Source organism: Microbacterium sp. NPDC089188 (assembly GCF_040685155.1).
Lineage (GTDB): Bacteria > Actinomycetota > Actinomycetes > Actinomycetales > Microbacteriaceae > Microbacterium > Microbacterium galbum.
The window spans coordinates 134,563-153,043 of record NZ_JBFBHH010000002.1 but is presented as its reverse complement, the minus strand read 5'-3'; the positions used below and the strand labels follow the sequence as shown (position 1 = coordinate 153,043).

At 70.1% G+C, this 18,481-nt stretch carries 24 protein-coding genes; 8 read left to right on the top strand and 16 right to left on the bottom strand.

The annotated features are described in order from the left end of the window. The first annotated feature begins 546 nt into the window (after positions 1 to 546). Positions 547 to 849 (top strand): DUF559 domain-containing protein, encoded by a 303-nt coding sequence (locus AB0N80_RS06840; protein WP_363578272.1) that lies wholly within the window; start codon positions 547 to 549, stop codon positions 847 to 849. A gap of 171 nt (positions 850 to 1,020) precedes the next feature. Here the strand turns inward: AB0N80_RS06840 and ccsB are convergent, their stop codons facing one another. The 7 genes from ccsB to AB0N80_RS06805 all read right to left on the bottom strand — a co-directional run bounded on the left by ccsB (position 1,021) and on the right by AB0N80_RS06805 (position 7,157). Next, positions 1,021 to 2,031 carry a c-type cytochrome biogenesis protein CcsB gene (gene ccsB, locus AB0N80_RS06835; RefSeq protein ID WP_363578271.1) on the bottom strand — a complete coding sequence of 337 codons (1,011 nt, stop codon included), beginning with the start codon at positions 2,029 to 2,031 and terminating at the stop codon, positions 1,021 to 1,023. Between the two features lie 4 nt (positions 2,032 to 2,035). After that, complete coding sequence (locus tag AB0N80_RS06830) at positions 2,036 to 3,724, bottom strand: cytochrome c biogenesis protein ResB (RefSeq protein WP_363578270.1); 1,689 nt, start codon at positions 3,722 to 3,724, stop codon at positions 2,036 to 2,038. A gap of 13 nt (positions 3,725 to 3,737) precedes the next feature. Next, positions 3,738 to 4,487, bottom strand: a complete 750-nt coding sequence (locus AB0N80_RS06825) for a cytochrome c biogenesis protein CcdA (RefSeq protein WP_363390823.1) — start codon at positions 4,485 to 4,487, stop codon at positions 3,738 to 3,740. Then, entirely contained in the window at positions 4,484 to 5,089 is a 606-nt protein-coding gene (locus tag AB0N80_RS06820; protein ID WP_363578269.1) for a TlpA disulfide reductase family protein, read from the bottom strand. Before AB0N80_RS06820 ends, AB0N80_RS06825 begins: the two co-directional genes overlap by 4 nt. After that, entirely contained in the window at positions 5,089 to 5,730 is a 642-nt protein-coding gene (locus tag AB0N80_RS06815) for a histidine phosphatase family protein (protein WP_315995123.1), read from the bottom strand. Before AB0N80_RS06815 ends, AB0N80_RS06820 begins: the two co-directional genes overlap by 1 nt. Before the next feature lie 79 nt (positions 5,731 to 5,809). Further along, the gene (locus AB0N80_RS06810) at positions 5,810 to 6,511 is read right to left on the bottom strand and encodes a DedA family protein (RefSeq protein WP_315995124.1); all 702 of its coding nucleotides are present in this window, start codon (positions 6,509 to 6,511) and stop codon (positions 5,810 to 5,812) included. A 100-nt stretch (positions 6,512 to 6,611) separates the two neighbouring features. Then, a complete protein-coding gene (locus AB0N80_RS06805) occupies positions 6,612 to 7,157 on the bottom strand; it encodes a DUF6264 family protein (RefSeq protein WP_363578268.1) in 546 nt (181 codons plus the stop codon). A 24-nt stretch (positions 7,158 to 7,181) separates the two neighbouring features. Between AB0N80_RS06805 and aspS the strand changes: the two genes are divergently transcribed. Further along, positions 7,182 to 8,522, top strand: a complete 1,341-nt coding sequence (aspS, locus tag AB0N80_RS06800; protein WP_315995126.1) for an aspartate--tRNA(Asn) ligase — start codon at positions 7,182 to 7,184, stop codon at positions 8,520 to 8,522. A gap of 73 nt (positions 8,523 to 8,595) precedes the next feature. Then, complete coding sequence (locus AB0N80_RS06795; protein ID WP_363578267.1) at positions 8,596 to 9,660, top strand: ABC transporter ATP-binding protein; 1,065 nt, start codon at positions 8,596 to 8,598, stop codon at positions 9,658 to 9,660. Between the two features lie 39 nt (positions 9,661 to 9,699). Here AB0N80_RS06795 and AB0N80_RS06790 read toward each other — a convergent pair whose 3' ends face one another. The 6 genes from AB0N80_RS06790 to AB0N80_RS06765 form a co-directional block, all read right to left on the bottom strand. Then, the gene (locus AB0N80_RS06790) at positions 9,700 to 10,002 is read right to left on the bottom strand and encodes a Dabb family protein (RefSeq protein ID WP_315995128.1); all 303 of its coding nucleotides are present in this window, start codon (positions 10,000 to 10,002) and stop codon (positions 9,700 to 9,702) included. Next, positions 9,999 to 10,277, bottom strand: a complete 279-nt coding sequence (locus tag AB0N80_RS06785) for a glutaredoxin family protein (RefSeq protein WP_315995129.1) — start codon at positions 10,275 to 10,277, stop codon at positions 9,999 to 10,001. The genes AB0N80_RS06790 and AB0N80_RS06785 overlap by 4 nt, the downstream gene beginning before the upstream one ends. 40 nt (positions 10,278 to 10,317) lie before the next feature. Beyond that, positions 10,318 to 10,611 carry a rhodanese-like domain-containing protein gene (locus AB0N80_RS06780; protein WP_315995130.1) on the bottom strand — a complete coding sequence of 98 codons (294 nt, stop codon included), beginning with the start codon at positions 10,609 to 10,611 and terminating at the stop codon, positions 10,318 to 10,320. Between the two features lie 117 nt (positions 10,612 to 10,728). Continuing rightward, positions 10,729 to 10,827 (bottom strand): AURKAIP1/COX24 domain-containing protein, encoded by a 99-nt coding sequence (locus AB0N80_RS06775; protein ID WP_003792170.1) that lies wholly within the window; start codon positions 10,825 to 10,827, stop codon positions 10,729 to 10,731. Between the two features lie 83 nt (positions 10,828 to 10,910). After that, positions 10,911 to 11,102, bottom strand: a complete 192-nt coding sequence (locus AB0N80_RS06770; protein WP_076677409.1) for a helix-turn-helix domain-containing protein — start codon at positions 11,100 to 11,102, stop codon at positions 10,911 to 10,913. Positions 11,103 to 11,238: 136 nt separating this feature from the next. Beyond that, on the bottom strand, positions 11,239 to 11,634 hold the full coding sequence (locus tag AB0N80_RS06765) for a metalloregulator ArsR/SmtB family transcription factor (RefSeq protein ID WP_315995131.1): 396 nt from the start codon (positions 11,632 to 11,634) through the stop codon (positions 11,239 to 11,241). A 68-nt stretch (positions 11,635 to 11,702) separates the two neighbouring features. Between AB0N80_RS06765 and AB0N80_RS06760 the strand changes: the two genes are divergently transcribed. Together AB0N80_RS06760 and AB0N80_RS06755 are read left to right on the top strand one after the other, a co-directional pair. Then, complete coding sequence (locus AB0N80_RS06760) at positions 11,703 to 13,145, top strand: potassium transporter TrkG (protein ID WP_363578266.1); 1,443 nt, start codon at positions 11,703 to 11,705, stop codon at positions 13,143 to 13,145. Continuing rightward, positions 13,138 to 13,809 (top strand): TrkA family potassium uptake protein, encoded by a 672-nt coding sequence (locus tag AB0N80_RS06755; protein ID WP_056224009.1) that lies wholly within the window; start codon positions 13,138 to 13,140, stop codon positions 13,807 to 13,809. Before AB0N80_RS06760 ends, AB0N80_RS06755 begins: the two co-directional genes overlap by 8 nt. 143 nt (positions 13,810 to 13,952) lie before the next feature. Here AB0N80_RS06755 and AB0N80_RS06750 read toward each other — a convergent pair whose 3' ends face one another. Further along, complete coding sequence (locus AB0N80_RS06750) at positions 13,953 to 14,240, bottom strand: DUF1905 domain-containing protein (RefSeq protein WP_315995133.1); 288 nt, start codon at positions 14,238 to 14,240, stop codon at positions 13,953 to 13,955. 1 nt (position 14,241) lies between these two features. Then, positions 14,242 to 15,087, bottom strand: a complete 846-nt coding sequence (gene proC / locus AB0N80_RS06745) for a pyrroline-5-carboxylate reductase (RefSeq protein WP_363578265.1) — start codon at positions 15,085 to 15,087, stop codon at positions 14,242 to 14,244. Positions 15,088 to 15,208: 121 nt separating this feature from the next. Between proC and AB0N80_RS06740 the strand changes: the two genes are divergently transcribed. Both AB0N80_RS06740 and AB0N80_RS06735 read left to right on the top strand, forming a co-directional pair. Continuing rightward, entirely contained in the window at positions 15,209 to 16,321 is a 1,113-nt protein-coding gene (locus AB0N80_RS06740; protein WP_363578264.1) for an alpha/beta hydrolase, read from the top strand. A gap of 30 nt (positions 16,322 to 16,351) precedes the next feature. After that, positions 16,352 to 17,281, top strand: coding sequence for an LLM class F420-dependent oxidoreductase (locus AB0N80_RS06735; protein ID WP_363390849.1), 930 nt, complete (start codon positions 16,352 to 16,354; stop codon positions 17,279 to 17,281). A gap of 22 nt (positions 17,282 to 17,303) precedes the next feature. Here AB0N80_RS06735 and tadA read toward each other — a convergent pair whose 3' ends face one another. Next, complete coding sequence (gene tadA, locus AB0N80_RS06730; protein ID WP_363578638.1) at positions 17,304 to 17,735, bottom strand: tRNA adenosine(34) deaminase TadA; 432 nt, start codon at positions 17,733 to 17,735, stop codon at positions 17,304 to 17,306. 87 nt (positions 17,736 to 17,822) lie between these two features. Here tadA and upp point away from each other — a divergent pair, with 87 nt between their 5' ends. Continuing rightward, positions 17,823 to 18,455, top strand: a complete 633-nt coding sequence (gene upp / locus AB0N80_RS06725) for a uracil phosphoribosyltransferase (protein WP_076677423.1) — start codon at positions 17,823 to 17,825, stop codon at positions 18,453 to 18,455. The last annotated feature ends 26 nt before the right edge of the window (positions 18,456 to 18,481 follow it).

Here is an 18,481-nt window from a genome sequence, read left to right as displayed (position 1 = left end):
TTCCACGTCCGCGACGCGGATGCACACGGCGTCCCCCGCCGGCGGCTCTCCGCCGGTGACCTGCGGTCGCCGTTCCATGGAGTGCGCGTCGCGCGCGAAGATCCGCTGGAGGGTCTGGAGGCGAGATGCAGGGCATTTCTCCCTCGGATGATCGGCGCGCAATTCTTCAGCCACTCGACCGCCGCCACGCTGTGGGGGATGCCCCTCCCGTTCCGCCCTGACGACTTTCTGCATGTGAGCGCGGTTCCCCCCGCGCGGGAGCCTCGCACGGCAGGTGTCGTGGGACATCGCTTGGTCATGCCGTCGGATGGTGTCACACTGCGCGCCGGCCTGCCGGTCGCAAACCGCGTCGAGACCTGGGCTCAGCTCGGCTCGCTCGTCCCGATGGAAGACCTCGTCGCCGCGGGAGACTGGGCGTTGTCACAGGGCGACACCGTGTCAGACCTCGACGCAGCTGCACGACGCGCACGGCGTCGCGGAGCAGTCGCCCTCCGCGAGGCAGTGCAGCTTGTCAGACCCGGAGCGGAATCTCCGCGAGAGACGGCCGTGCGCCTCGTCCTCCTGCGGGCGGGCCTGCCCGAGCCGCACCTCAACTGGACCCTCTGCACGGCAGACGGGGTCTTCGTCGCTCGACTCGACATGGCCTACCCCGACCACCGGGTAGCGGTCGAGTACGACGGGCGGCAGCACGCCGACGCAGACCAGTTCCGACGGGATGCCGACCGCTGGCGCGCCATCGCCCGGGAGGGGTGGACGCTCATTCGTGTCGTGGCCCACCACCTCGAGACGCCGATGCAGGACATCGTCGCACCCGTGCGTCACGCGTTCCGCGCGGCCGACGCCCCCTGAGTGTCCAAGACATGCCGTGTCCACCCGCCGCCAGCGGCATGTCTTGGACACTCAAACCCCGCCGCCCACCGGGCGAGGGCATCGCGCCCGGGCCAGAGCCGGGACGTTCCGCGATACACGAAGGGCCCGCCCGGCGACAGCCGGACGGGCCCGGGAACCGGGTGAGGGTCCTTACGTCGTCAGGCCGCTGTAGGCGTGCAGGCCCTTGAAGAAGACGTTGACGATCGTGAAGTTGAACAGCACCGCGGTGAAGCCGATGATCGACAGCCACGCCGAGCGGGTGCCGCGCCAGCCTCGCGTCGCGCGGGCGTGGATGTAGCCCGCGTAGAGCACCCAGATGACGAAGGTCCAGACTTCCTTGGTGTCGAAGCCCCAGAACCGGCCCCACGCGTCGTTCGCCCAGATGGACCCGGCGATGAGGGTGAAGGTCCAGAAGATGAATCCGACGATCGCGAAGCGGTAGGCCAGCGACTCGAGGGCGTCGGCGTTCGGAACCGTGCGCAGGAAGCTGCGCTTCGCTTCGGCATCCACCGGGGCTTCGGCGAGCTTGCGCTCGCGCCGCGTCTGGATGAGCTGCACGACCGAGAGCCCGAAAGCGAGGGCGAACAGTGCCGTCGCGAGACTCGCGACGAAGACGTGCACGACGAGCCAGACCGACTTCAGCGGGTCGGCCAGCGGAACGACCTCGACGTGGAACGCCAGCGTCGCGCCACCCAGCAGCAGCACCGCGAGGCCGGTCATGAGCGAGCCGAGGAAGCGCAGGTCGTAGCGCGTCAGCACGGCGAGGTACACCGCGATGATCAGCAGCAGGCCGGTCATGGCGAACTCGTACATGTTCGACCACGGCACGCGCTCGGCTGCGATCCCGCGCAGGACCGTCGCCACGAGGTGGAAGACGAAGCCGAGCGCCGTCAGCACCGTGCCAAGACGCGCCCACAGGTAGCGGGGCTTGGCGGTGGAGGCACCGGATGCCGACGACCCGGCGCCCGAGGAGATCACTCCCCCGCCGCCCGCGGTCACGAGCTCGCGCGCGACGACCTCGTCTTTGGCCTTGAGCGCGAGGTCGGAGCGGCGCGCGAGATCGATGGCGTACGCGATGAACGCCAGCACGTAGATGGCGACCGCCGTCCACACCAGGAGGAGGGAGATCTCGTCGAGGAGAAGCGGGTCGGTTCCGGGCATGGTCTCAGTCTACTTTTCCGGTGTCGGGGTGGCTCTGGGGAGGAGGGCCGGGGAGGGTCCCGCCGTGCTTCTCGGCGAGCTGATCGACGGCGGCGGCGAGCGTCGGGTCCTCACCGCGCGCGAGGCCCGCGTACTCCACGAGCACCGAGCCGCCCTGCGGGGTCGCCTTGACCCACATGCGGCGACGCGGGACGAAGAGCGCGGCGAGCAAGCCGAGCAGCGCCAGCAGGGCGAAGGCGAGCACCCACGGTCCGGCGAGGTCGCGGTGGATCGACAGGGATGCGAAGCGCTTGACCGATCCGTCGTACCCGACGGCCCCCGCGGGCGCCTCGTTCTCGAAGGTGATGGTGCCGAGGCCGTTGGGCAGATCCTCGGTCTGCCCGGGCATGAGCTGGATGGCGGGGTTGCCGCTGTCGCCGCCGGCGATCTGCGTCATGCCCGACGGATCGAGCGTGTAGACCGAGCGGGGCGTTCCGTCGTCGATGCCGAGGTCGCCCTCGTACACGCGCAGCGTCAGGGTCGGGTACTCCAGCGCCCCGTACGTGGAGGTCAGCGCGCCCGAGGGCAGCACGTCCATCGTCGGGTAGAAGAATCCGAGCAGACCGAGCTGTTCGGGCAGACCGTCGGCGACCTTGATGACGCCGAGCGAGGTCATGTTGGCATCCTGCGGCAGGAACGCGACCGAGTCGTGGAACACCTCGTTGCCCTCGGCGTCGCGGATCGTGACGGTCGGGGCGTAGCCGTTGCCGAGCAGGTAGACGCGGTCGCCCTGCACGTCGAGCGGGTGGTTGACGCGCACCTCGCCGTCCTGCGGGTCGGTGCCGGGGGCCTGCGTCGTCACGTGCGCCACGAAGTCGCCGGCTTGTCCCGAACCGGGCTGCCCGGGCGGAACGTAGGACACGTCGAACTTGTCGAGCGTCATCGAGTAGGGCGTGAGGGTGTCTCCGCTGACGAAGCGACCCGGGTTGAACGAGGAGTAGTCGAGCAGGCTGTTCGCGAAGGCCTGGCCCTCGACGAGCACGCGTTGACCGGTGTAGGTGAAGCCCCCGCCGACACCGACGGCGATCAGGACGCCCACGAGCGCGCCGTGGAAGAGCAGATTGCCGGTCTCGCGCAGGTACCCGCGCTCCGCCGACACCGAGAACGACCCGCGCCCGTCGTAGCGCGCCACCCGGTAGCCGCTCTTGCGCAGCTGCGCGGCCGCGCTCTCCACGGCGGCGGTCGCCAGGGCATCCGCATCCGCATCCGCGTCGACCGCGATCGAGCGGGAGCGGTGGTCGTCCAGGCGCGACAGACGCGCGGGCGTGCGCGGCGGCTGCGAGCGCAGCGCCTTCCAGTGGTGCTTCGTGCGCGGGAGCACGCAGCCGATCAGCGAGATGAACAGCAGCAGGTAGATCGCCGAGAACCAGGGCGAGGTGTAGACGTCGAACAGGCTGAGCTTGTCGAGCACCGGCGCGAGATCGGGGTTGTCGGTGAAGTACTGCGTGACGCCGTTGGGGTCGGCGCTGCGCTGGGGCACGAGCGATCCCGGGACGGCGGCGATCGCGAGCAGGAGCAGCAGCACGAGGGCCGTGCGCATGCTGGTCAGCTGGCGCCATCCCCACCGCAGCCATCCCACGACGCCCAGGCGCGGCTGGGTGACCTCGTCGGACGTGGAGTCGGCGTGGTCGGACGGACGCAGCGGGTCGGTCATCGTGTTCCCTCGATCAGAGCGGGAGTTGGACATTGCCCATCACCCCCTGCAGGGTCGACATCCACTGGCCCCACAGGCCCGTCACCATGAGCAGGCCGAGCACGATCAGCAGCGCTCCGCCGATGAGGTTCACGACGCGGATGTGCGTGCGCACGAACGCCACGGACTTCGTCGCCCACCCGAAGCCGAGGGCGAGGAGCAGGAAGGGGATGCCGAGGCCCAGCGAGTACATCAGCCCGAGCAGTGCCGCCCGGCCGGGATCCCCGAGGTTGTACGACACGGAGATGATCGCCGCCAGCGTGGGCCCGATGCACGGGGTCCACCCGATGCCGAGGGCGATGCCCAGCAAAGGGGCGCCGATGAGCCCCAGGTTGCCACGGGACTGCATCCGCACCGAACGCTGCGCGAGGCCGAACAGCCCGATGAACACCAAGCCCATCAGGATGATGACCACGCCCATGACGCGCGTGATCACGTCGGCGTAGGCGAGGAAGAAGGCGCCCAACGTTCCGCCCAGCACATTGACGGCCATGAACACGACCGTGAACCCCGCGATGAACAGCAGGGTCCCGCCGAGCAGCCGTCCTCGACCGGGCCCGGATGCCGAGCCCCCGCGCGGGGCGACGGCACCGCCGATATACCCGAGGTAGCCCGGAACGAGCGGCAGCACGCACGGCGAGAGGAAGGAGATGAGGCCGGCCGCGAGCGCGATGGGAACGGCGACCCACAGCGCGCCGTCGAAGACGAGGGCGCCGGGGTTCACGCGCTCTCCGCCACGAGCGTGCGCACGATCGCCTCGAGGATCGAGGCCTCGGGCAGCTCGCCGACGATACGGGCGGCGACGCGGCCCTGCTTGTCGAGCACGAGGGTGGTGGGGGTGGCGTTCAACGGCGTGGCCGTGTTGAACGCGAGCTTCAGCTGGGCGTCGTCGACCGCCATCGCGCTGGAGTACGACACCTCGTGGTCGCGCGCGAACGACAAGGCGGTCGCGGGCTGGTCGTAGGTGTTGATGCCGAGGAAGGCGACGTCCTGTCCCTGGAAGCTCTGGTAGGCCTGCTCGAGACGCGGGGCCTCGATGATGCAGGGACCGCACGTGGCGTACCAGAAGTTGACAACGAGCACCTTGCCCGAGAAGTCGGCGCTCGAGACGGGCGAGCCGTTGTCGAGCGTGCCGGAGAACTCCACGGGCTCGCCGCGCTGATCCGCCGCGATCTCCTTGGTCTGGAACCCGTTGGCGGCGATGTAGCCCTTGTTGTCGCCGGCGCGGTACTGGTCCGCGAGGGGGTCGGCGCTGCAGGCCGCCAGACCCGTGACGAGCGCGGCGGAGGCGAGGACCGCCCCGACCGCGGAGAGGATTCGGCGCATCACACGGCTCCTACGTCGACGGCGCCGGCGGTGGACGCCGGCGTTGCGTACGCCACCTCGACGAACCGCGGACCGCCGGCGCCGTCGCGCCGTTCGAAGCTCGTCACGCTCGACAGCGCGCAGCGACGCTTGCGCGGGTCGTGTCGGGTGGGCTGGTGGGACAGGGCGAGGTGGGTCACCCAGATGGGGAGCTGGTGCGAGACGACGACGACGTCGCCCGCGGGCACACGGTTCCAGGCGTCATCCATCGCCGCGACCATGCGGGCGACGATCCGCTCGTACGGCTCGCCCCAGCTGGGGACGGCCGGGCGGCTGAGGTGGCGCCAGTTGAGGGGATTCGCGAGCGCCTGCTTCATCCGGCGCCCTTCGAAGACGTTGGTGGGCTCGATCACCCGGTCGTCGATGAACGGCTCGGCACCGAACAGCTCGACGAAAGGCTCGGCGGATTCGCGCGTGCGCTGCAGCGGCGAGACCACGAGAGCGCTCACCGGCCGCTCGAGGCTCTTCACGTACTCGGCTGCCTGCCGCGCCATGCGCCGACCGTCGACGCTCAGGCCGAATCCGGGGAGCCGACCGTAGAGCACGCGACGGGGGTTATACACCTCTCCGTGGCGCACGAGATGAAGGCGATCGGCGGGCACGATCCCAGTCTAGGCGCGGGTTCTGTGGTCTGACTGAGTCCGGATGCCGGTTGCCTCGACGTGGAGATATCCCGCCGGGTCAGGCGTCTTTGCGCGCGGCGAGCAGCGAGCGCACGCGCGAGTACAGGAACCACGCGAGACCGATGCCGACCGCCGCGATCACGATGTACTGCAGGATCGACGCGTACTCCTCCACGATGTGCCAGTTCTCGCCGAGCAGGTACCCGGCGAGCACGAAGATCGTGTTCCAGATGAGGCTGCCCGCGCCGGTGAGGAGCCCGAAGCGCCAGAGCGGCATCTTCGCGACTCCCGCGGGGATGCTGATGAGGCTGCGGAAGATCGGGATCATGCGTCCGAAGAACACCGCCTTCCCCCCGTGCCTCTCGAACCAGGCGACCGTGCGATCGACGTCTTCGGGGTGCAGCAACGGCATCTTCGCGGCGAACGCACGCAGACGCCCCGCGCCCAGCCACCGCCCGAGCCCGTAGAGCGCGAAGGCGCCCACCACGGATCCGAGCGTGGTCCACAGCAGCGCCTCGAAGAGCGTGAACGAGCCGCGGCTCGCGGTGAGCCCGGCCATGGGCAGCACGACCTCGCTGGGCAGCGGCGGGAAGAGGTTCTCGAGGGCGATCGCGACACCGGCGCCGACGGGGCCGATGACCTCCATGAGCGACACGGTCCAGTCGGCCAGCGAGGTCAGCCACGACTGGCCCTCCGTCGAGCCCGACCCGGCGCGCACCGGGGAGAGGGAGGGAGACAGGGAGAGGGTGACGTCGGTCATCGGGTGCCTTCGCGCTCGGTGATCGGCCGCCCGTGCGGGCGCCCAAGGGTCAGGTTACGGGCCGGTCAGGCGCCGTTGCTGGGGGTTGCCCCGGAGCGGTTCAGGATGCCGTGAGCCCGGCACCCACGAGCGCCGCGGCGATGAACCACACGGCGACCATCGAGAGGATCGCGACCAGCGGCACCCAGAACGCCAGGCGATGCCGTACGAGACGGATGATCGCCACGACGAGCCCGACCACGAGGATCACCCACGGCGCGATGACGGCGATCCAGAACCCGAGGTTCATCAGACCGGCGTCGCACGCCTGCGCTCCGCAGGCGCGCGCGGCGGAGGCGAGGACGACACCCGCGTAGGAGGCCGCGAGCGCCAGGAGGGGCAGGAGCACCAGCAGAACGATGGTCGTCGCGACGTCCCACGGCCGGGGGGCACGCCCCCGTGGTTCCGGACGCAGCGTCCGGAACGACTCCGGGGGGAGGGAGAACGTCACGAGCGCCATCATAGGGATGCCGCGTCGGAATCCGAGGGTTCGCGCCCGCCCGGGCCTCGACGAGCGACGAGCGGCGTCTCTTCCGCCCGCCGCACGGGGCCCACGTCCCGCGACACCGGGCGACGAGGCGCGAGGACGGCGGGTGGGGGCCGCCACCACCCGCACGTAGACTGGTCGATCGTGAGCGAACGCGTCCTGGTCAACCAGCTGAAGTCCCTCCCCGCCGGCCCCGTCGAGGTGTCGGGATGGGTCGAAACCGTACGCGATCAGAAGAAGGTGCAGTTCGTCGTCCTCCGCGACGAGACGGGCGCCGTGCAGCTGGTCAACCCGGCGACCCGCCCGACGGAGGACGCCGCGGACCAGGATGCCGCGGCCCTCGCCCTGACCGAGACGATCGGCGCCCTCGCGACCGGCACCTTCCTGACGGTGCGCGGGGAGCTCAAGCACGACGAGCGTGTCAAGCTCGGCGGCGTCGAGATCAAGGTCGGCGAGCTCGTGATCGCTGCCGCGGCGAACCCCGAGACCCCGATCGCCGCCGACAGCAGCCCCGACAAGCGCATGGACTACCGCTTCATCGACCTGCGTCAGCGTCGCAACAACCTCATCTTCCGCGTGCAGACGACGCTCGAGCACGCCATGCGCACGTACTGGGTGGAGCGCGATTACATCGAGGTGCACTCGCCCAAGCTCATGGCATCCCCTTCGGAGTCCAACGCGGAGCTGTTCGAGGTTCCCTACTTCGAGGACAAGACGGCCTACCTCGCGCAGAGCCCGCAGTTCTTCAAGCAGATGGCCCAGGTCGCCGGCTTCGGCAAGATCTTCGAGATCGCGCCGGCCTTCCGCGCCGACCCCTCGTTCACGAGCCGTCACGCGACCGAGTTCACCTCGATCGACGCCGAGATCAGCTGGATCGACTCGCACGAAGATGTCGCCCGCATGCAGGAGGAGCTCCTGCAGACCGCGTTCCAGGCCGTCGCCGACAAGCACGGCGCGGAGATCCAGGAGCTGTTCGGCGTCGAGGTGCAGGTGCCCACCCTGCCGTTCCCGCGCATCCCGCTCGCCGAGGCCCGCGAGATCGTCGCCGCGCGCGGCTACGACATCCCCCGCACCGACGGCGACCTCGACCCGGAGGGCGAGCGTCAGATCGCGGCGCACGTGCAGGAGACCTACGGTCACCAGTTCGTGTTCATCACCGACTACCACCCCGCGATCCGCGCTTTCTACCACATGCGCGACGAGGAGACCGGACTCACCAAGTCGTACGACCTGCTGTTCAACGGCGTCGAGATCACCACGGGCGCGCAGCGCGAGCACCGCGTCGAGGTGCTCATCGAGCAGGCGAAGGAGAAGGGGCTCGACCCCGAGCACCTCGACTTCTACCTGGACTTCTTCCGCTTCGGCGCCCCGCCGCACGGTGGCTTCGGAATGGGCCTCGCCCGCGTGCTGATGCTGCTGCTCGGTGAGTCCTCGATCCGCGAGGTCACCTACCTCTTCCGCGGACCGACGCGTCTGGCCCCGTAAGTTTCGACCTGACGACGCCCGGGGTTCACCCCCCGGGCGTCGTCGTGTCATCCGGGGTCTCTAGCGTCGGGTCATGGTCGCCGTCACTCCGCTCGATTCCCCATCGGGAGGCGCGTCGCGCCCGACGGGCTGGACCATCGTGCTCGACGGCGTGCGTCGCGAGCGCGCGGGCACCGTCGTCCTGGACGACGTCGACCTCGAGGTCGCCCCGGGCCGCATCGTCGGGCTGGTCGGCCCCTCGGGCTGCGGAGCCTCCACACTGCTGCGGCTCGTCGGCGGAGCCGAGCGACCCGACGCCGGGACGGTGACGATCGAGGGACGGGTGGGCGCTGCGGCGCCCCGCGTCGCGGAGGTGCGGGATCGCACCCCCGTCGCCCGCTTCGGCCGCGCCCGCGCGGCGATCGTGGCCGCAGCCCGGCAGGCGGGCGTGATCGACCCGGATGCCGAGGCCGACCGTCTCTGCGACCTGGTCGGCCTCTCGACGGGCCACAAGAGCGTGCACCGTCTCTCGCACGGCGACCGTCAGCGCTGGGCGGTGGCCCGCGCGCTGGCCTCGCGGCCCCGGGCCCTCGTGCTCGACGACGCCCTCGCCGCTCTGCACACGAGTGCTCGCGCCGAGACGCGCGACCGTCTCGTCCGGGAGCTCCGCGAGCGCGGTGTCACCACGCTCTGGGCGACGCGTGACACCGCCGAGGGGGCCGCAGTCGCCGATCACCTCGTCGTGATGGATGCCGGACGCATCGTGGCGGCGGGCAGCCCCGACGAGGTCTACGCGCGCGTCGCGGACGCGGCGGTCGCGGAGGTCCTCGGTCCGGTGAGTGCGGTGCCCGGGATCGTCGAGGGAGTGGTCGTCGAGGTCTGGGGGCAGGAGTTGCCGCTCGCGGGCTCCGCCCACGACGGGCACTGCGAGGTCGTCGTGCGGCCCGAGAACGTGCTGCTGGTCGGCCCCGACGTTCCGGGTATGGACGCCGTCGTGGAGGAGACGACGTTCCTGGGCAGCGTGCGGCGTTCGACCGTGCTCACCCGCGACGGCAGCCGCGTCGTCGTGGAACATGCGCCCGACCAGCGCGTCGACGACCGTGATGCGGTGCGCATCGCCCTCGCAGCCGTCCCGGCGACGGTGCGCCCGCTCGAATGACGGCAGCCGACGGCGTCACCGCCGGTCCGCGGCGACCCCTCAGAACGGGTAGTCGACGCAGGACCGCTCCGCGACCACCGAACGGACGAAGCCCGCGACCTCTTGGTGGGCCGGGTGCACCTGGTAGCGCTCCAGCGCATCCACGTCGGCGAACTCGCTGACCAGCGCGACATCCCAGTTGGACTGCGGGTTGGCCACGTTGCGCCCGACCTCGATGTGCGCGATGTCGTCGATGACCTCGCGAAGGGCCATCAGGCGCTCCGAGATCTGCTCGGCGTGCAGCGCACGGGTGTCGGCGTCGTCCGCCGCGAGCTTCCACAGGACGATGTGACGGATGCTCACGACGAGGCTCCTTCAGGATCTGCCGCCAGCAGCGCGGCACGGAGACGGTCGGCCGACACGCGCCAATGCGCGTGCAGGTCGCCGTCGATGAGGACGACCGGGATCTTCTCCCACCACGTGGCGAAGAGTGCGGGATCATCGGCGATCGACGCGTGCTCGATCTCGACGCGGTCCGCCACCTCGGCGGGGAGGCCGTCGACGACGCTCTCGACGATCTGCTCCGCCACGTCGCACAGATGGCACTCGGGCTTGCCGATCAGCGTGAGGGTCGTCACGCCTCCATCCTAGGAGGCGCGGACGGACCGGAGACGAAGGCTAGGCCTCGACGTCGTAGCCGGCGGCGATCCAGTCGCCCGTGCCGCCCTCGACGTTCGTCGCGTCGTGACCGCGCGCCGACAGGGCCTCCACGACACGCGCCGAGCGTCCGCCGGCCTGGCAGATCACATCGAACGGCTCGCCCGGGAGTTCGTCGAGGTGCTCGCCGATGCTCGACATCGGCATGTTGACGGCGCCGGGCACGTGGCCCGCGGCGAACTCGTGCTCCTCGCGCACGTCGATGAGGGGACGCTCGCGCCCCGCGTGCAGGTCGTGGACCGAGATGGACTGCATGCTTTCCTCCATGGAGACGGAACGAGCGGGCGCGGAGACGCCGCGCCGGTAGGCGGAACGTGCACGGATACACGAAGCGCCCGTCGCATCGGACAGGCGCTCGGTGTGGTGGCCGCGTTACTTCTTGTTGCGGCGCTGGTGACGAGTCTTGCGAAGCAGCTTGCGGTGCTTCTTCTTCGCCATGCGCTTACGGCGCTTCTTGATGACAGAACCCACGGAAAACCTCACTAAGTCGGGGTCTGGGTGCCGATGTCGGCGCCCGGGAACACTAGGCGTTCGGAAAAAAGCCTCGGATCAGTCTAGCCGACGTCGGACACCGGTCGCTGCACAGCCTCGACGACGGCCGATTCCGGCACGCGGTAGCTGCGTCCGAACCGCACCGCCGGCAGTTCGCCGGCGTGCACGAGACGGTAGACCGTCATCTTCGACACACGCATCAGCTCGGCGACCTCGGCGACCGTCAGAAACCGCACGTCCGGCAGCTCGGCCATCGCTCACCCCTCGTTCCGGGTGAACTCACCCTCCTGATGCTGAGCACACTCTAGGGTCTGCGCGCGACGGCTGTAAACCTGTGGGCCCTCTGTGACGGATGTGCTGTGTGGACGCCGCACAGCGGCATCCGGATGCTCACCGGCCGGGAAGTTTTCGCAACGCCGTCGAGAAAGAGTGCTTGACGGATGCCGCGGCCCGGCCGACGACCTCGGCGGCGTGCACGGCGGACTCCGGCAGGGCCGGTTCGTTGTCTTCTTCGATGGAGAAGAAGGGCACCAGCCAATCATCGACCTCGTCGAGCGGAGCAACGGCGAGGCTGTAGTAGCGGTGCTGCCCCTCCTCGCGCACGGACACCAGCTCGGCCTCGCGCAGCACCTTCAGGTGCTTTGACACCGTCGGCTGGCTCACCCCGAGCGCCGCCACGATCTGGGAGACGCTCGTGCCCCGCTCACCGCCGGTCGCGCGGTCGAGGAGCAGCTGAAGGATGTCGCGACGCGTTCCGTCAGCGATCACGTCGAAGATGTCCGCCATGGCATCAGATTAGCCGCGCCCCGGCCCGAGTACCATGATTCGGGTTCGGGTATCGGAGGGAGCGGCGCATGGCGGCGACGCCGAATGAGGCGCGACTGCCGGTGCGCGCGCGGCGCATCGCCTACGAGGCATGGGATCGTCTGCGCAATCTCACGACGGCATCCCCGGCCCGTTTCGCCGTCCTCGTCTTCGCGACTCTCATCGCCCTCTTCACGGCGCTCTTCTCCCTCCCCGCCGCTTCCGCGACGGGCCAGCGCATCCCCCTCGCCGATGCCCTCTTCACCGCGGTGTCGACGATCTGCGTCACGGGTCTGTCGACGATCAACATGTACTCGGACCTGTCGCCGCTCGGCCGTGTCATCACGTACATCGGCGTCAACGTGGGCGCCCTCGGCGTGCTGACGCTGGCATCCATCCTCGGACTCGTCATCTCGAAGCGCCTGGGACTGCGGGCGAAGCTCATCGCCGCCGGAGACAGCAATCCGCTGCGCGCCCACGGCGGCCCGGTCAACGAAGGCCAGACCGTGCGCCTGGGAGAGGTCGGTCAGCTGCTGCGGACGGTGGCCCTGTCGACCCTCGTGATCGAGGCGGTCCTCACGGTGCTGATCTACCCCTCGTTGATCATCGGCGGCATCCATCCCCTGATCGCCCTGTGGGAGGCGCCGTACTACGCGGCCATGGCGTTCACCAACACCGGCTTCATTCCGAACGCGGACGGGCTGACCCCGTTCGCCCAGGACTACTTCCTGCTGACCGTGCTGATGGCGGGGGTGTTCCTCGGGTCGATCGGGTTCCCCGTCATCTTCACGCTGTGGCGGCACTACTGGAAATTCCGCCTGTGGTCGCTGCACGCGAAGCTGACGATCATCACCACGGTGGTGCTCTTCTTCGTGGGAGCCGGCGTCATTCTCCTGCTGGAATACGACAACCCCCTCACATTCGGGAGCATGGATGCGTGGGACACCACGTTCCAGGCCTTCTTCCTCTCGGCCATGACGCGCTCCGGCGGCTTCAGCGTCATCGACATCGGCGACCTCAACGGGGCGACGCTGATCGTCGGATCCATGCTCATGTTCGTCGGCGGGGGTTCGGCATCCACCGCCGGCGGCATCAAAGTCACCACCCTCGCCGTGCTCGCCCTCGCGGTCTTCTCCGAGGCGAAGGGCCGCCCGTCGGTGCAGGCGTTCGGCCGCCGCATCCCCAGTGATGTGCAGCGCGTCGCGCTCTCGGTGGTCGCCTGGGGAGCGACGATCGTCGCGGTCTCGACGGTGACCATCAGCCGCATCACCGACGCGCCCATCGAGCATGTGCTGTTCGATGTCGTCTCGGGGTTCGCGACCGTGGGGCTCTCGACCGGACTCACCGCCGAGCTCTCCGACCCGGCCGTCTACGTGATGGCGGCCACGATGTTCATGGGGCGCATTGGTACAGTGACTCTCGCCGCGGCCGTGGCGGCATCGTCGCGGTCGCAGTTGTACGCGCTCCCCGTGGAAAGGCCCATCGTTGGTTGAACGCATCCGCAGTGACGCCCCCGTCCTGGTCATCGGCCTCGGGCGCTTCGGGGCGGCCTGCGCGGGCGAGCTCGACCGCCTCGACCGCGAGGTGCTCGCCGTCGACGGCAACCTCGAGCTCGTGCAGAAGTGGTCGGAGCGCGTCACCCACGCCGTCCAGGCCGACGCCCGCAACATCGACGCGCTCCGCCAGATCGGCGCGCAGGACTTCCAGGTCGCGGTCGTCGCCGTCGGGTCGCTGATCGAGGCCTCGGTGCTCATCACCGCCAATCTCGTCGACCTCAAGGTGCCGCAGATCTGGGCGAAGGCGGTGTCGCAGTCGCACGGCAAGATCCTCGCCCGCGTCGGCGCGAACCACGTCATCTACCCCGAGGCCGAGGCCGGAGAGCGCGTCGCCCACCTCGTGAGCGGGCGCATGCTCGACTTCATCCGCTTCGACGACGACTTCGTGCTGGCCAAGATGTACCCGCCGAAGCTCGTGCGCGGCGTGGGGCTGAACGAGTCGGGCGTCCGCAGCAAGTACAACGTCACGGTGGTCGGAGTGAAGAGCCCCGGACGCCCCTTCCGCTACGCCGAGGCGAACACGGTGGTCACCAATCACGACCTCATCATCGTCTCGGGCACGAACAGCGACATCGAGCGCTTCGCCTCTCTCGATCGCTGACACGGCGCCGCGGCGCGCCCTGCGTCCGCGCTGACGCGACCCTGCCGCGCGGCGGCCCCGGACGGGCACCCTGCGAGCGCTCGACGCTCTCCCCGCCCGGGGGCTTTCGCCCCTTGCGCGAGCGGTCGCCGCGGGGAGACCCGTCACGCGTCGATGTCGAGCACGACCTCGATCTCGTCGTCGACGCCGAGCCCCTCGGCATCCTGGAGCGCCTTCTTGATCGGGACCACGTAGCCGCCGTCCTTCGGCCAGAGGGCCGTCGTGACGCGCGTGGAGCCGACGGTGACGGAGGCCGGGATCATGCCCCAGCCGTACGTGACCACCCGCGAGACCTCGGCGATCATGGCCGCCTCCCGGGGCGGCACGGTGACGAAGTGGTACGGCGCGGGGCCGCGCCAGTACCAGATCGTGCCGGGGAAGCGCAGGCGCATGTCAGCTTCCGGCGGCGAGCTCTCTCGCCCGCGCCAGGGCCGCCTCGGCGCCCCGGGTGAACGTGTCGTCGAGGTGCGCCGCCTGCAGGACGGCGACCGCGCGCTCGGTGGTGCCCTTGGGGCTCGTGACCCGGCGGCGCAGCTCGGCGGGGTCGACGTCGGAGGCGTCCAGGAGCGTCGTGGCGCCGATGAAGGTCTGCTCGGCCAGCAGCCGGGCCTGGTCGTCGTCGAAGCCCATGCGTACGGCGGCCTTGGTGAACTCCTCCACCAGCAGGAAGACGTACGCCGGGCCCGAACCCGAGATCGTGGAGAGCGCGTCGATCTGCGCCTCGGGGACCTCCAGCACCGCGCCGACGGTCTCGAAGAGCGCTCGGACGACGGCGACGTCGTCGGCGGATGCCGCGGGTCCCGCCGCCAAGCCCGTCACGCCCTTGCCGACGAGCGACGGGGTGTTCGGCATCGACCGCAGGGTCGCGACCTCCTCGCCGAGGTGGTGAGCGAAGGTGGCGAGGGTCACTCCCGCGGCCAGGCTCACCACGATCGCCCCGGGCCGCAGGTGCGGCGCGATCTCGTCGAGCAGATCGGGCACCATGGCGGGCTTGACGCCGACGAGCACGATGTCGGCCTGCGCGACCGCCTCGGCGTTGCCCCGGGGGTTGGCCTCGAGAGCCACACTCGTCACGCCGTCGAGCTCGGCGAGCTCCGCGGCCTTGGCGATGGAGCGGTTGGTGGCGGTCACTCCCCCGTCGGCGAGTCCCGCGGCGACGAGTCCGCGGAGGATCGCACCGCCCATCGAACCGGCGCCGAGAATCGCGATCGGGGGCAGCGAGCTGGTGGCATCCGTCATGAGGCCCAGTCTACGAAGCAGCCCCGTCGCGCGGGGCAAGCCTGAGTGCGACCGAAAGGGGCGGGCGTTAGCATCGGAAGCCGGTGTACCGGGGCACCGGCGAGCGACACGGAGGACCTGCATGACTCTCTTCGACGGCATCAGCGCACGCCTGGTCGAGACCGACCGGCTGGGTGTCAACGTGCTCGAACGGGTCGGCGACGACCCGGCGACGACACCGGATCACACCGTCGTCTTCGTGCACGGCAACGTGTCGTCGTCGCTGTTCTGGCAGGAGATCATGCAGGACCTGCCGAGCGACCTGCGGGTGCTCGCGGTCGATCTCCGCGGGTTCGGACGCACCGAGCACACCCCGATCGACGCCACCCGCGGCGTCCGCGATTTCAGCGACGACCTCTTCGAGACCTTGCAGGCGCTCGGCATCCCCGAGGCCCACCTCGTGGGGTGGTCGATGGGCGGGGGCGTCGTGATGCAGTACGCGCTCGATCACCCGGTGCGATCGCTCACACTGCAGTCCCCCGTGTCGCCCTTCGGGTTCGGTGGCACGCGACGCGACGGCACGCGCCTCACGGATGACGATGCGGGTACCGGCGCGGGCGGTGCGAACCCGGACTTCGTGCAGCGTCTCATCGATCACGACACCACGGCCGACGCACCCACGTCTCCGCGCTCGGTGTTCCGCTCCGGCTACGTCGCCCCGGGCTACACGAGCGAGCACGAGGACGTGTGGGTGGAGTCGATGCTCACCACCTCGACCGCCGGTGGCAACTACCCCGGGGATGCCGTGACCACCGCGACGTGGCCGGGATTCGCCCCGGGGCCCACGGGCGTGCTGAACACCCTGGCGCCGAAGTACTTCGACGTCTCGGGGGTCGTCGACCTCGACCCCAAGCCGCCCATCCTCTGGATATACGGCACCGCCGACGCGATCGTCTCGGACGCGTCGTTCTACGACCTCAACCACCTCGGCGCCCTCGGCGTCGTTCCAGGATGGCCGGGCGCCGACGTCGCACCGGCCCAGCCGATGGTCTCGCAGACCCGCGACGTGCTCGCGGCCTATGCCGAGAAAGGCGGGGAGGTGACCGAGGTCCCGGTCGAGGGTGCGGGGCACTCGGTGCACCTCGAGCGTCCGGCGCAGTTCCGCCGCGCCCTGCTCACCCACATCGGTTACGTGGGCCGCCCCGCCGACCCGGCGCCGCCCACCGAGGCGATCATCCTGCGTTCGGCCGACTGACCTCCCCCCCTAGACCCCCCGGAGACCCTCGTGGAGTACTGCCTGTTCACCGAGCCCCAGCAGGGCTTCAGCTACGACGACCAACTCGCCTTCGCGCAGTCGGCCGAGCGCCACGGTCTCGACGGCTTCTTCCGGTCCGACCACTACCTCCGCATGGGCGAGGGCGACCCGCGCCCCGGCCCCACCGACGCGTGGACGACGCTCGCCGGCCTCGCCCGGGAGACCTCTCGCATCCGCCTCGGAACCCTCGTCTCGTCGGTCACCTACCGCGTCCCCTCGATCCTGGCGATCCAGGTCGCCCAGGTCGACGCGATGTCGGGCGGTCGTGCCGAGCTCGGCCTCGGCACGGGCTGGTTCGAGCGGGAGCACGCGGCCTACGGCATCCCGTTCCCCGCGAAGCGGTTCGACCTGCTCGAGGAACAGCTCCAGGTCGTCACGGGCCTGTGGCAGACCCCGGATGCCGAGACCTTCAGCTTCGAGGGCGTGCACTACCGGCTCGACGAGGCGCCCGCCCTGCCGAAGCCCGTCCAGCCGCAGGTCCCCGTGATCGTCGGGGGCGGAGGACCGAAGCGCACTCCCGCGCTCGCGGCTCGCTATGCGACCGAGTTCAACATCGGTTTCGTCGCCGAGGACGTCGTCGCCGAGAAGTTCACCGTCGTTCGCGCGGCGTGCGAGGCGATCGACCGCGATCCCGCCTCGCTGAAGCTGTCGGTGGCGCTGCCCACCATCGTCGGGCGCGACGACGCCGAGATCTCGCGTCGCGCCGAAGCCGTCGGCCAATCGCGGGAGCAGTTCGACAACGGCGCCAATCTCATCGGCACCCCCGCGCAGATCGCCGAGAAGGTCGAACGGCTGCGCGCGCTCGGCGCGGAGCGCGTCTACTTCCAGCTCATGGACCTGCGCGACATCGAGCACGCCGACCTCGTCGGCGCCGAGGTGCTGCCCCTCCTGCCCCGCTGACGGCCGTCGGGCGCGGGAACGCTCAGCGGCGGCCCGCGAAGAAGGAGCGCAGCTGCGCGGCCGCCCGCTCCTCCTCGACCCCGCCGACCACCTCGACACGATGCGGCAGGCGCCGGTCGCGCAGAACGTCGTACATGGATCCCGCGGCGCCCGCCTTGGCATCCCACGATCCGAACACGACGCGGGGCACTCGCGCCTGCAGAATCGCACCGGCGCACATGACGCAGGGCTCCAGCGTCACCACGAGCGTGCAGTCGGCGAGGTGCCAGGACCCGATCCGGGATGCCGCTTCGCGCAGGGCCACGATCTCGGCGTGCGCCGTGGGATCGTTCGTGACCTCGCGGAGATTGCGGCCCTCACCGATGACGGTGCCGTCCGCATCGAGGACCACGGCGCCCACCGGGACGTCGCCGTCGCCCTGCGCGTCGTCGGCGAGGGCGAAGGCGCGACGCATCGCGGCGAGGTCGCGATCGGTGGGCGTCACGGGGGCTCCGGAAAACGAGGGCTGAGGCGCGCGGGGGAAGCGGTTAGCCTTGAGCCTATGCGTGTCCACGTCGCCGACCACCCCCTCATCACCCACAAGCTCACGGTGCTGCGTGACGTGCAGACGTCGTCGCCGGTGTTCCGGCAGCTCACCGAGGAGCTCGTCACGCTCCTCGCGTACGAGGCGACCCGGAACGTCCGCGTCGACCCCATCGAGATCCAGACGCCCGTCACCACCACGATGGGGGTGAAGATCAGCGAGCCGCGCCCGATCGTCGTCCCGATCCTGCGCGCGGGTCTCGGCATGCTCGAGGGCATGGTCAAGCTCCTCCCCACCGCCGAGGTCGGCTTCCTGGGGATGGTGCGCGACGAGGAGACCTTCGAGCCCACGACGTACGCCGAGCGTCTGCCCGACGACCTGAGCGACCGTCAGTGCTTCGTGCTCGACCCGATGCTCGCGACGGGCGGGTCGCTCGGCGCCGCCATCAAATTCCTCTTCGCCCGCGGAGCGCAGGACGTCACGGCGATCTGCCTGCTCGGCGCCCCGGAGGGTGTCGCGGCGATCGAGAAGCAGGTCGAGGGGCACGACGTGACCCTGGTCCTGGGCGCCGTCGACGAGCGCCTCAACGAGAAGGGGTACATCGTGCCCGGACTCGGTGACGCGGGCGACCGCCTGTACGGCACGGCCTGACGGAGCCCGTCGAGGTCAGGCGTCGG

Excerpts from the sequence above, each read along its gene's own strand:
- ccsB (WP_363578271.1), bottom strand. The coding sequence starts at position 2,031 with ATGCCCGGAACCGACCCGCTTCTCCTCGACGAGATCTCCCTCCTCCTG.
- AB0N80_RS06830 (WP_363578270.1), bottom strand. The coding sequence starts at position 3,724 with ATGACCGACCCGCTGCGTCCGTCCGACCACGCCGACTCCACGTCCGAC.
- AB0N80_RS06820 (WP_363578269.1), bottom strand. The coding sequence starts at position 5,089 with ATGCGCCGAATCCTCTCCGCGGTCGGGGCGGTCCTCGCCTCCGCCGCG.
- AB0N80_RS06810 (WP_315995124.1), bottom strand. The coding sequence starts at position 6,511 with ATGACCGACGTCACCCTCTCCCTGTCTCCCTCCCTCTCCCCGGTGCGC.
- AB0N80_RS06795 (WP_363578267.1), top strand. The coding sequence starts at position 8,596 with ATGGTCGCCGTCACTCCGCTCGATTCCCCATCGGGAGGCGCGTCGCGC.
- AB0N80_RS06780 (WP_315995130.1), bottom strand. The coding sequence starts at position 10,611 with ATGCAGTCCATCTCGGTCCACGACCTGCACGCGGGGCGCGAGCGTCCC.
- AB0N80_RS06770 (WP_076677409.1), bottom strand. The coding sequence starts at position 11,102 with ATGGCCGAGCTGCCGGACGTGCGGTTTCTGACGGTCGCCGAGGTCGCC.
- AB0N80_RS06765 (WP_315995131.1), bottom strand. The coding sequence starts at position 11,634 with ATGGCGGACATCTTCGACGTGATCGCTGACGGAACGCGTCGCGACATC.
- AB0N80_RS06760 (WP_363578266.1), top strand. The coding sequence starts at position 11,703 with ATGGCGGCGACGCCGAATGAGGCGCGACTGCCGGTGCGCGCGCGGCGC.
- AB0N80_RS06750 (WP_315995133.1), bottom strand. The coding sequence starts at position 14,240 with ATGCGCCTGCGCTTCCCCGGCACGATCTGGTACTGGCGCGGCCCCGCG.
- proC (WP_363578265.1), bottom strand. The coding sequence starts at position 15,087 with ATGACGGATGCCACCAGCTCGCTGCCCCCGATCGCGATTCTCGGCGCC.
- AB0N80_RS06740 (WP_363578264.1), top strand. The coding sequence starts at position 15,209 with ATGACTCTCTTCGACGGCATCAGCGCACGCCTGGTCGAGACCGACCGG.
- tadA (WP_363578638.1), bottom strand. The coding sequence starts at position 17,735 with ATGCGTCGCGCCTTCGCCCTCGCCGACGACGCGCAGGGCGACGGCGAC.
- upp (WP_076677423.1), top strand. The coding sequence starts at position 17,823 with ATGCGTGTCCACGTCGCCGACCACCCCCTCATCACCCACAAGCTCACG.